This window comes from Streptomyces sp. NPDC002588, from assembly GCF_040295925.1.
In the GTDB taxonomy this organism is placed as follows: Bacteria; Actinomycetota; Actinomycetes; order Streptomycetales; family Streptomycetaceae; genus Streptomyces.
The window spans coordinates 95,767-106,116 of the sequence record NZ_JBEOWF010000040.1; the positions used below are offsets into that span (position 1 = coordinate 95,767).

At 73.2% G+C, this 10,350-nt stretch carries 9 protein-coding genes and 2 pseudogenes; 5 read left to right on the forward strand and 6 right to left on the reverse strand.

The genetic code is table 11. From position 1 onward, the window contains the following. Positions 1-6 precede the first annotated feature (6 nt). Positions 7-1,032: an Lrp/AsnC family transcriptional regulator gene (locus ABT057_RS36310; protein WP_352348143.1), complete on the reverse strand. Its 1,026-nt coding sequence runs from the start codon at positions 1,030-1,032 to the stop codon at positions 7-9. A 122-nt stretch (positions 1,033-1,154) separates the two neighbouring features. Between ABT057_RS36310 and ABT057_RS36315 the strand changes: the two genes are divergently transcribed. From ABT057_RS36315 to ABT057_RS36325, 3 genes are read left to right on the forward strand one after another with little or no spacing between them, the layout of a single operon-like run. Continuing rightward, positions 1,155-2,558: a rhodanese-like domain-containing protein gene (locus ABT057_RS36315; RefSeq protein ID WP_352348144.1), complete on the forward strand. Its 1,404-nt coding sequence runs from the start codon at positions 1,155-1,157 to the stop codon at positions 2,556-2,558. Between the two features lie 40 nt (positions 2,559-2,598). Next, complete coding sequence (locus ABT057_RS36320; protein WP_352348145.1) at positions 2,599-2,937, forward strand: rhodanese-like domain-containing protein; 339 nt, start codon at positions 2,599-2,601, stop codon at positions 2,935-2,937. Beyond that, positions 2,934-3,677 carry a sulfite exporter TauE/SafE family protein gene (locus ABT057_RS36325; protein WP_352348146.1) on the forward strand — a complete coding sequence of 248 codons (744 nt, stop codon included), beginning with the start codon at positions 2,934-2,936 and terminating at the stop codon, positions 3,675-3,677. Before ABT057_RS36320 ends, ABT057_RS36325 begins: the two co-directional genes overlap by 4 nt. An 18-nt stretch (positions 3,678-3,695) precedes the next feature. Here the strand turns inward: ABT057_RS36325 and ABT057_RS36330 are convergent, their stop codons facing one another. Next, positions 3,696-3,974, reverse strand: a complete 279-nt coding sequence (locus ABT057_RS36330) for a metal-sensitive transcriptional regulator (RefSeq protein ID WP_352348147.1) — start codon at positions 3,972-3,974, stop codon at positions 3,696-3,698. 183 nt (positions 3,975-4,157) lie between these two features. On the opposite strand from ABT057_RS36330, the gene ABT057_RS36335 reads away from it, so the two are divergent. Further along, complete coding sequence (locus ABT057_RS36335) at positions 4,158-4,742, forward strand: rhodanese-like domain-containing protein (protein WP_352348148.1); 585 nt, start codon at positions 4,158-4,160, stop codon at positions 4,740-4,742. Positions 4,743-4,751: 9 nt separating this feature from the next. Here the strand turns inward: ABT057_RS36335 and ABT057_RS36340 are convergent, their stop codons facing one another. The 4 genes and pseudogenes from ABT057_RS36340 to ABT057_RS36355 form a co-directional block, all read right to left on the reverse strand. Next, the gene (locus tag ABT057_RS36340; RefSeq protein ID WP_352348149.1) at positions 4,752-5,477 is read right to left on the reverse strand and encodes a methyltransferase domain-containing protein; all 726 of its coding nucleotides are present in this window, start codon (positions 5,475-5,477) and stop codon (positions 4,752-4,754) included. Between the two features lie 157 nt (positions 5,478-5,634). Continuing rightward, the gene (locus ABT057_RS36345; protein WP_352348150.1) at positions 5,635-8,154 is read right to left on the reverse strand and encodes a SpoIIE family protein phosphatase; all 2,520 of its coding nucleotides are present in this window, start codon (positions 8,152-8,154) and stop codon (positions 5,635-5,637) included. A gap of 446 nt (positions 8,155-8,600) precedes the next feature. Then, the gene (locus tag ABT057_RS36350) at positions 8,601-9,044 is read right to left on the reverse strand and encodes an SRPBCC family protein (RefSeq protein WP_352348151.1); all 444 of its coding nucleotides are present in this window, start codon (positions 9,042-9,044) and stop codon (positions 8,601-8,603) included. Positions 9,045-9,652: 608 nt separating this feature from the next. Next, positions 9,653-10,107: pseudogene (locus ABT057_RS36355) on the reverse strand (IS1634 family transposase); the annotation flags it as partial. On the opposite strand from ABT057_RS36355, the pseudogene ABT057_RS36360 reads away from it, so the two are divergent. After that, positions 10,088-10,350, forward strand: a pseudogene (locus tag ABT057_RS36360) (IS5/IS1182 family transposase); the annotation flags it as partial. The pseudogenes ABT057_RS36355 and ABT057_RS36360 sit on opposite strands and share 20 nt — an antisense overlap.

Consider the following 10,350-nt stretch of genomic DNA (forward strand, 5'->3'; position numbering starts at 1 on the left):
CCGAGCCTAGGACGTGTGCCCCCGGTTCCCCGGCGAGCGACTCTGTTCGTACGCCAGCTGTTTGACTTGACGGAGCGTCAGTACCGTTTCGACGCTGCGCACACCCTCCAGGGCGCCGATCCGCTCGCTGAGGTAGCCGTACAGGCCGCCGGGTCCGGTGTGCAGGGTGGCGGCGACGAGGTTGGCCGGACCGGTGGTCGCGGCGGCGAAGCGGACCTCGGGGTGGGCGGCGAGCGCGTGGCCGGCGGCGGCGAGGGCGGCGGGCTCCACGGTCAGCCAGAGCATCGCCTCGACCTCCTGGCCGAGGGGTTCGAAGTCGTGCTGGACGTCGTAGTAGAGCACTCCGGTGTTCTGCAGGCGCTCGAGGCGGCGTTTGACCACGGACTCGGTCAGGCCGGTGGCGGCCTGGAGTTCGGTGAGCGCGGCGCGCCCGTCCTCGCGGAGCAGGACGAGCAGGCGTTCGTCGTCCGCGTCGAGGGCCACGGGTCCGGCGGCCGGCTCGCGGTGGGCCGGTCGCAGGGCGGCCGCCTCGTCGGCGGTGAGCGCGTCGATCTTGGTGAGCCAGCTGAGGGAGCCGCCGTAGAAGTAGTGCAGGATGCAGTGGGCGCTGACCGAGGTGACGCGCGGGGTGCGCCGGAGGTGGCCGAGGAGCAGGTCGTCGCGGTCCTGGCGGCTGCGGGGGTGCATCGCGCAGATCACCTCGGTGCCGCCGGAGACCAGGGCGACGTACAGGGTGTCGGGGCGGCGGGCGAGTGCTCCGGCGAGCCGGTCGGCGACGTCGGGGGTGCAGCTCAGGCGGACGATCCAGTTGCTGCGGCCGAGCCGGATGTCGTCGGTCATGCCGAGGACGCGCAGGCCGGCGGTGGTGCGCAGACGGCGCAGGCGGCGGGCGACGGTCTGGTCGGAGATCCCCAGCACCTGGGCGATCCGGCTGAACGGCGCGCGTCCGTCGAACTGCAGTGCCTGGAGCAGCTTCAGGTCGAGGGCGTCGAGGGCGCCCGGTCCCTGCTTGTCCTTCGGCTGATCGTTCACGAGGTCATTCTCCTGCGCGCGGCGGCCGTCGGAACACAGCCACCGGAATACCCCCTGGGGTATCTCTGTTACGGTGGACATCAGATACCCCCGGGGGTAATTTTTCTGCGAGGGAGAGTGCCGTGTTCTTTGCCGACATCCTGGAGACCGAAGGGCTGGGCAACCGCGGTTACGTGGCGGGCGGGGCCCGTGCGGCGGTGGTCGTCGACCCGCCGAGGGACGTCGACCGGGTGATCGCGGCGGCGGCCCGGCGCGGCGTGCGGATCGTGGCCGTCGCCGAGACCCATGTCCACAACGACTATGTGACCGGGGGCCTGGAGCTGGCCCGGCTGACGGGGGCGCGCTGTCTGGTGCCGGCCGGGGCGGAGGTGGCGTACGCGCGCGTGCCGGTCGCCGACGGGGACGTGGAGCTGGTCGACGAGGGGCTGACGCTGCGCGCGGTGGCCACTCCCGGGCACACCCCGCACCACACCTCCTACGTCCTGGAGGAGTCCGGCCGTGCGGTCGCCGTGTTCACCGGCGGTTCGCTGCTGATCGGGGGTGTGGGCCGGCCCGATCTGGTGGAGCCCCGGCTGACCGAGGGGCTGGCCCGCGCGCAGCACGCGTCCGCGCACCGGCTCGCGGCCGGTCTGACGGACGAGGTGGCGGTCCTGCCGACCCACGGCTTCGGCAGTTTCTGCTCCTCCTCCCGGGCCGGGGGCTCGGACAGCACGATCGGTGCGGAGAAGGCGTCCAACCCGGCGCTGCTGCAGGACGTGGACACGTTCGCGAAGGAGCTGCTGGCGGGGCTCGACGACGTGCCCGCCTACTACGCGCACATGGGTCCGGTGAACGCGGGCGGCCCGGCTCCGCTGGACCTGACTGCGCCCCGGCGGGCCGACGCGGCCGAGATCGCGCGGCGGCTGGCGGCCGGGGAGTGGGTGGTGGACCTGCGCGGCCGGGTGGCGTTCGCCGCCGGCCATGTGGCGGGTGCGTTGAACTTCGAGGTCGAGGGGCAGCTCGCCACCCATCTGGCCTGGCTGGTCCCGTGGGGCAGGCCGGTGACACTGCTCGCCGAGCGCGCGGAGGACGTGGCGCGGGCCCAGCGGGAGCTGGCCAGGGTCGGCATCGACCGCCCGGCCGCGGCGGCGGTCGGCTCCCCGGCCGACTGGCTCCCGCGGGGGGCGGTGCCCGCGTCGTTCCCGCGGGGCACGTTCGCCGGCCTGGCCGCCGCCCGGGAGCGCCGCGACGACGTGGTGGTGCTCGATGTGCGCCGGGACGTCGAGCACGCGGCCGGCTGGATCGAGGGCGGTACGCACATTCCGCTCCACCAGCTCCGCCGACGGCTGGCCGAGGTGCCGCCGGGCACGGTGTGGGTGCACTGCGCGGGCGGGATGCGCGCGGCGATCGCCGCGTCCCTGCTCGACGCCGCCGGCCGCGCCGTGGTCGCCGTCGACGACTCCTTCGCCGCGGCATCCGATGCGGGCGTTCGCCTCGTCGTCCCCGGCCGCGATGTCGCCCCCAGCCGCCCCGCCACCCTCAACTGACCGTGCCCCACCGTCCGTTCCGACCCGAGGAACTCACACGATGTCCATCTCCCGCATCACGGCCACCGAGGCCCACCTCCTGGTCGGGGACGGTACGGCCGTCCTGGTCGATGTCCGCGAGCCGGACGAGTTCGCGGCCGGTCACGCGCCGGGCGCGCTGCACCTGCCCCTGTCCCGGCTGGCCGACGGCACGGCCGTCCTCCCCGCCGGGCGGGAGGCGGTCCTGATCTGCCGCTCCGGCAACCGCTCCCGGCAGGCGGCCGGACTGCTGGCCGCGCGGGGCGTGACCGTGCCGGACGTGATCGGCGGGCTGCTCGACTGGGCGGCCCGCGGGCTGCCGGTCGTGGACGCGCGTGGCGCCGCCGGGACCGTCGTATGACCGCGGTCGCCCTCGCGCTGCCGGCCGGCGCACTGGTCGGGGTGGCTCTCGGCGCGCTGGGGGCGGGCGGCAGCATCCTGACCGTGCCGGCCCTTATCTATCTGCTGGGTTTCGCCCCGGCCTCGGCGACCACCGCGAGTCTGGTCATCGTGATCGTCACCTCGGTGACCGCGCTGGTCGCCCACGCGCGCGTGGGGGCGGTGCGCTGGCGGGCAGGGCTGTTGTTCGCGGCGGCCGGAACGCTGCCCGCCGCGGCGGCCGGTGTCCTGTCCGCCCGGATCCCCCAGACGGTGCTGACGCTGATGTTCGCGGGCCTGGCCGCCGCGGCCGCCCTGCGGCTGCTGCGCCGCCGGGAGCCGCGGGGGGACGGCCGGGTCTCGGGGATGCGCGCGATGGGCGCCGGGGCGGGCCTGGGCGCGGTGACGGGGTTCCTCGGGGTCGGCGGCGGCTTCCTCGCCGTACCGGCGCTGGTGGGCGTGCTGGGCGTGCCGATGGGCGCGGCGGTGGGCACCAGCCTGCTGGTGATCGTCGCCAACGCGCTGGTGGCCCTCGGGGCCCGCGCGTACACGGCGCCCGGTCTCGACTGGGCCCTGATCATGCCGTTCCTGGCGACCGCCGTGCTGGGGGCGTGGGACGGCCGGCGGCTGGCCGCGAGGGTGTCCGCCGGAACGCTGCAGCGGGTCTTCGGCGCCGTCCTGCTGGCCGTCGCCGCGGGCATGGGCCTGACGGTCCTGCTGTGACCCGGGCGGCGGGGCGGGTCAGGCCAGCGACAGGAAGAGCTTCTCCAGGCGGGCCCGCATCTGCGCGGAGTCCCGGACCTCGGCGTCCTCGCTGGTCATGCACTGTTCCAGCCCCGTGGCGATGATCGCGAAGCCGGCCCGGTCCAGGGCGCGGGAGACCGCGGCGAGCTGGGTGACCACGTCCTCGCAGTCCCGGCCCTCCTCGATCATCCGGATCACGCCCGCGAGCTGGCCCTGGGCGCGGCGCAGCCGGTTGAGCGCCGACTTCAGCTCCTCGGCCGACATGTCGAGCTGCACGTTTCTCTCCTCGTGGACCTTATGGACCTTATGGATCTCATGGATCTCATGGACCTCATGGACATCGTCGAAGTCGTGGATCTCTTCGACCGGGCGGACCCGAACCGGGCATTCCCGCCCGATCCATACCCCCACGGGTATCGTACCCGTAGGGGACAACACCCCACCGAAAGGTTCTGTTCCGTGACCGGTCGCCAGACCACCCCTTCCCTTCTCACCCCGGCCGAGGCGGCCGTCCGGCCCGGCGGGTTCACCGTCGTGGACGTGCGCTCGCCCGGCGAGTACGCCGCGGGCCGGCTGCCGGGCGCGCACAACGTGCCGCTGGACCGGCTCGACGAGGCCGCACCGGCATTGCGGGCGGCAGCGGCGCGGCGCCCCCTGCTGATCGTGTGCGCCTCGGGAGCCCGGTCCGCCCGGGGCTGCGAGCGCCTCGCGGCCCTCGGGATCCTGGCGGCGACGCTGGAGGGCGGCACGAGTGCCTGGGCTGCGGCCGGGCACGCCGTCGAGCGCCCGGCCGGCGCCCGCTCCGTGTGGCCGATGGACCGTCAGGTGCGGCTGGCCGCAGGCTCGTTGGTCGTCGCCGGCTTCGCCGCCGGTCTGGCCTGGCGGCCCGCGCACCGGCTGTCCGGGCTGATCGGCGCCGGTCTGGTGTTCTCCGGCGCCACCAACACCTGCGGCATGGCGACCCTGTTGTCCCGGCTGCCGCACAACCGGCCGCCCGTGGACGCTGTTTCGTTCGAGGAGACGCTGGCGCGGCTCACCGCCTGACCGCTCGGATCACCCGGCCCGACCCGCCACCAGCCACTTCGACGGCAGCTCGATCCTGGCGCCGTTCGGGGCCGACTCGGTGGTGGTGAGCGGGAGTTCGCCGGCGGCGAGGACGGTGAGACCGGCGGCGCGCAGATACTCCGGCACCGCCTCGTCGGCGACCTCGCCGGGGGCGATGCCATGGCGGAGGATGGGTGCGAGCTTGGGGGGCGGCCCGGCCGGGTCCTGAGCGAGGCCGCCGAGGACCGGGCGGGCCGCCTCGGACAGTTCGACGAGGAAGACCCGGCCCCGCTCCCCCAGGAGCGCGGCTATCCCGTCGACCAGCGGCTGCCGGTCGGCCGGCTCGCACTGGTGCAGGACACCCCTCATATAGAGGTTGGTGTCGCCGAGTTCGGCGTGCAGGGTCTCGGCGGCGCCCTTCTCGGCCGCGTCCAGCAGCCGGTACGACGCCTGCCCCGCGGGGTCGGCGCGGCGGGCGTGGTCGAGGGCGGCGGCCGCCAGGTCGACGCCGAGGACGTGCCGGAAGCGGTCGGCGAGGAAGCGGGTCTGGGTGCCGTTGCCGCAGCCGAGGTCCACCAACGGCAGCCCGAAGTCGACGACATGGGGTTCGAAGAGGGCGAGATGGAGGGCCGCGGTCACCTTGGGGTCCGCGTCCCAGAACACCGCGCCCGGGTCGTCGGGGGCCTCGCGCCAGAAGCCCTCCCAGGCCTCCCGGTACCGCATCGTCACGCTCATGCACGCTCCCCAGGGTGCGACGCCGATCCGCCGTGAGTGACGGGCGAGTACGGTTTATCGCTCCCGGGTCGCGGCTACAAGCGGGCCGGGCGAATCCTTCACGCCGCGTTCGAGGGAAACCCCGGCGGGAGGAGACCAGGCATGACGAAACCCGGCTTCACCGTCTGGGCAGCGTCAGTTCGAACCACACCGACTTCCCCGCGGCCGTGCGGCTGGTGCCCCATTCGCGGGCCAGGGTGCTGACGACACGCAGTCCGCGTCCGGCCTCGTCGGCGGGGCCGGCGCTCAGCAGGGTCGGCAGTTCGTGGTCGTCGTCGTCCACTTCGCACAGCAGGGTGTCGCCGCGTACCAGCCGCAGGGCGACGGGCCGTCGGCGGGAGTGCCGTACGGCATTGGTGACCAGCTCGCTGACCATCAGTCCGGCGTTGTACGCCAGTTTCGCCAGCCCCCATTCGTGGAGCTGTTCGCGGACCGCGGCGCGGGCCCGGGCGACCTCGGCCGGGTCGAGGGCGAAGCGCCACTCGGCGACGTCGTCGGGCTCGATGCCGCCGAGGCGGGCCATGAGCAGCGCCACGTCGTCCTTGCGGCCGCCCCGGCCCGCTTTCGAGAACGTCACGGCGAGGGCACGGATGATGGTGTCGCAGGCGTCGTCCATGGAGGCGGCCGGGTGGGCGGCGGACTCGCACAGCGTCGCCAGGCCCACACCGATGTCCTCGCCGCGCACCTCCACCAGGCCGTCGGTGCACATCACGAGCCGGTCGCCGGGCTCCACACGTACGCGTACCGCCTCGAAGGGCACCCCGCCGACGCCGATCGGGGCGCCGGTGGGCAGGTCGAGCAGCTCGCTGCGGCCGTCGGCCGCCCGCACCAGCACCGGCGGGATGTGGCCCGCGTTGGCGAGGTGCAGTTCGCTCGCGATGGGGTCGTAGACCGCGTACAGGCAGGTGGCGAGGTAGGTGTCGCCGAGGCGCTGCGCCAGGTCGTCGAGGTTGCGCAGGAGTTGGGCGGGCGGCAGGTCGAGGGCGGCCATGGTCTGCACTGCGGTGCGCAACTGGCCCATCATGGCTGCCGAGTTGAGGCCGTGTCCCATGACGTCGCCGACGACGAGGGCGGTGCGGGCGCCGGGGAGTTTCACGGAGTCGAACCAGTCGCCGCCGACCCGGCCCAGCAGGGTGCCCGGCAGATATCGGGTGGCGATGTCGCAGCCCGCCATGCGCGGCGGGATGTGCGGCAGCATGCTGTCCTGGAGGGTCTCGGCGACGGACTCCTGGTAGGTGTACATGCGGGCGTTGTCGAGCACGAGGCCCGCGCGGGCGGCGAGTTCGGCGCCGGTGACGCGGTCCATGTCGTTGAACTCGACGCGCTCGGGGTGGCGCAGCAGGATCATGAAGCCGAGGACGACGTTTCGGGCCTTGAGCGGAACGACGAGCATCGAGCGGCCGGTGATGAGGGGCCTGATGTCGCGTTTCTCGAACTGCGAGGCGATGGCGTGGCCCATCTGCTCGCTGATGCGCGGCACGAGGACGGGCTCGCCGGTGGTCATGCACTGGAAGAACGGGGTGTGCGCCGGGAAGGGCATGGCCTCGCCGACGGGGACGACGTCGTCCCAGCGGCCGGGTTCGTCGGTGTGCTCGATGGCCACCCGGTGCCACATGGTCCGGGTGTCGGGCACACCCTCGGGAAACCCCTCGCCGGCGACGACCTGTTCGCGCAGATAGGTGCCGGCGACGTCGGTGAAGCGGGGGACGACGGCCTTGCTGACCTCGACGATGGTGCGGGACAGGTCGAGGGAGGTGCCGATCCTTCCGCTGACCTCGTTGAGGAACTCCAGGCGCTCGCGGACGGCGGCGTACTCGAGGTCCTCGCGCTCGTCGAGGAGGTCCCGCGGCATCGGGCTGCCCTCGGCGGCGGCGCGGGCGGCGCGTTCCCGGCGGGCTCTGCGTTCGGTGCGCCGGGTGACGCCCCAGTCGGGGGTGACCGGCACCCGGTCGTTCTGGCTGAACTCCAGTACGGGGTAGCCGAGTTCGAGGACCTGGGCGACGATGCGGGCGCTTTCGCCGACGCTCATGCTGGGGAGGATCTCGGGCAGTCGGCGGGCGAGTTCCTCGGCGCCGGGGAAGTCGGTGTGCAGGGCGAAGCCGGGTGCGATGCGTTCCACCATGTGGGCGTCGGCCGTGCTCCCGGGCGGTTCCCGGTGGAGTCCGGCCGCGTCGGCGGCGAGCACGAGGAGGCGTCCACTGCCGGGTCCGACGAGCGGGTAGGCCCACCACAGGACGTCGGCGCGGCCCTGTCCGGGCACGGTGAGGCGGGCGCGTCCGGCGGCGGGGTAGCCCAGTCCGCGGCCGAGGGAGGACTCCAGTCCGGGCCCCGGGCCGTCGTGGGCGCCGTAGTCGCCGAAGCCGTCGTAGTCCCCGAAGTCGCCGTAGGGGAGGTGATCGTCGTCGGGCTCGGGGAGGGCGCCGGAGACGGGCAGCAGATCGATGGCCGGTTCGCCGATCGCCTCCTCCTTGGCGACACCGAAGAGCCGGCGTGCGCCGGAGCTCCAGTGGGAGACGAGGCCGGCGCGGTCGACGACGACCACGGCCAGCGGGATGCGCCCGGCCTCGGCGGCGGCGTCCGCCGTCGTGTTGCCCGCTCCGCGGCTGGGAGGTGCGCCCCTCTCGGTGCCACGGTCCATGGCCCAGGCCCTCTCTCCCCAGAGCTGTTGCAAGATCTGTCCGCCGCAACAACCGTACGGCGCACGCCGGTCGGGATGTGCGGCAATGCTGGAATTGGTTTCACCCGGGCGCGCCGGGGTACGCCGCCCCTTTTCCGGCGACCGGCCGCACCACCCCGGTCACCCTCGGTGATCCCCGTCCGCCTCCCGCCATCCGGCCGCCCCGGACGCTCGCGGCGCCCTCACCAGGCCTCGCCGGTGCGGCACACCACCCCGGCCGTACCGCACCGTGTGGTCCCGTGCACGGGCCGCTCCCTCGTCGCACCTGCCGAGCGGTCACCGCGTGAAGAGACGACTCCGGGCAGGCGCGACGAGCCACGGCGCCGCGCGGGCCGCGGAAGGGGGCCGCTCGAACCGGGGAACCTGGCCCGCGAGGGGGGCAACGGGCGGGCGGCGCCCGGAGGTTGTTACTTCTCGACCTCGGTGGCGAGCTTGTCGAGGATCAGGTCGTAGATGCGGCCGAGGCCCTTGGGGGCGAAGGTCTTCTCGAAGAAGCCGCCGATGCCGCCGGCGCCCTGCCAGGTGGTGGTGATGACGACCCGCGACCTGCCCTCGCCGGCCGGGGTGACGCGCCAGACGGTGACCATCGAGGAGTTGCGGTCCTTCTCGACGAGCTCGCCGTCGGTGGGCTCGGTGACCTCCAGGAGGCAGTCGCGGACGCGCTTGCTGGTGGCCTGGAGCTTCCAGTGGACGAGGGTGCCCTCGCCGTCGCCGCCCTCGCGCACCTCGTACTCGCTGAAGTGCTCGGGCAGCAGGTTCGCGCGCGTGCCGCTGTAGTCGGCGAGCGTGTCGAACACCTTCTCGGGGTCCGCCGCGACGACCCGCTCGGTGGTGGCCTCGACCTGCGCCATGAAGTTCCTCCAGGTCCGTGTTGCTCAGGTTGCTCAGGTTGCTCAGGTTGCTCAGGAGGGGCAAGCCAACCACCCCGCTCCACGGCCGCCCAAATCGGGGGCTCGAAAGCGGTCGCCGGACGATCGGAATGCCACCCGGAACGCGCGGTCGCACGATCATGGGAACACATGTTCTATTGTGGGCGCAGTGCATGGGCACTGCTACCGAGGAGGCGTCATGCGCTGGGAGAACCTCGCCCTGGAGTCCCGCCACGACCGGGCGGCGGACACCGCGCTGTTCGGCGCGGACGCGCCCTACCGCGGCTGCACGCACGCGTGCGTGTACTTCACTGCTTGACCCTATTGAGCCCGGGAGGGCCGATGCTCAGCACTCCGAACGCGGACAAGGCCTGGAAAGGCATGACGAGGTCATTCCCGACCCCGGAGGCGCCAGGCCAGTATGCCGCCCCGAGCAAGGCGGAGAGGACGGCTTACGCCGTGCTGCTGCATGGACCGGCCGCGCGCTCAGACGGCGCCGACGCGAGTCAGTGGCTGCTGCTGCGCGACCGCACAGCGAAGCGCCCGTAACCGACGCACCAGCAGCAGCCACACTGTTCGCCGATGGAGGCCAGGCCATGGACGTGCACGTCGTTGGTGATCCAGTCCGCCGCCGCGAGTTTCGAGGAAGGGGCGAGCGCGCGGTTGGCGACCAGGGCGAACAGCACCCGCTTCGGTCGCGGTCATGTCCCGGCGGCGGCCTCGCTTGGGCTGCCCGACCCGGCCCACGATCTGGTCGATCCGCAGCCGGCGCCACAGGTGGTCGAGCATGTAGGCGCCGCCGTACGGCACCGAGGAGGTGAACTCCAGATCCGACGTGGCGGTCGCGGCCAGCGCGTCACCCGGCTCCAGCAGCCTCGATACAGACGCGACCAAGCGCCGGATCGCCTCACGGTCCAGGTCGTCCTCGCGGCCGAAGGAGAACAGCACCCGGCACCGCCCGCCCCTTCACCGGATCCCACTCGTTGTGGGCCAGATGCGGGTACCGGACCGTGCCGGACTTGTTCTTGCCGCCCTGCTTCGGGATATCGAAGTCCACCGCCCATCGCCGGTTCCTGATCCGGTCCCGAGCCGGCGTCTGGGGCCGTCTGCACGAGGCCGTCCTGCACCGGCTCGACGACGCCGGCCTCATCGACGTCACCCGCGTCGTCCTCGACACCGCCCACGTGCGGGCTAAAAAAGGGGCGAACACACAGGTCCGAGCCCCGTGGACCGGGGCAGGCCGGGTTCCAGGATGCACATCCTGTCGGACGCGAACGGACTGCCCCTG

Coding starts and splice junctions, on each gene's coding strand:
- ABT057_RS36340 (WP_352348149.1), bottom strand. CDS start 5,477: ATGAGCGTGACGATGCGGTACCGGGAGGCCTGGGAGGGCTTCTGGCGC.
- ABT057_RS36325 (WP_352348146.1), top strand. CDS start 2,934: ATGACCGCGGTCGCCCTCGCGCTGCCGGCCGGCGCACTGGTCGGGGTG.
- ABT057_RS36350 (WP_352348151.1), bottom strand. CDS start 9,044: ATGGCGCAGGTCGAGGCCACCACCGAGCGGGTCGTCGCGGCGGACCCC.
- ABT057_RS36345 (WP_352348150.1), bottom strand. CDS start 8,154: ATGGACCGTGGCACCGAGAGGGGCGCACCTCCCAGCCGCGGAGCGGGC.
- ABT057_RS36320 (WP_352348145.1), top strand. CDS start 2,599: ATGTCCATCTCCCGCATCACGGCCACCGAGGCCCACCTCCTGGTCGGG.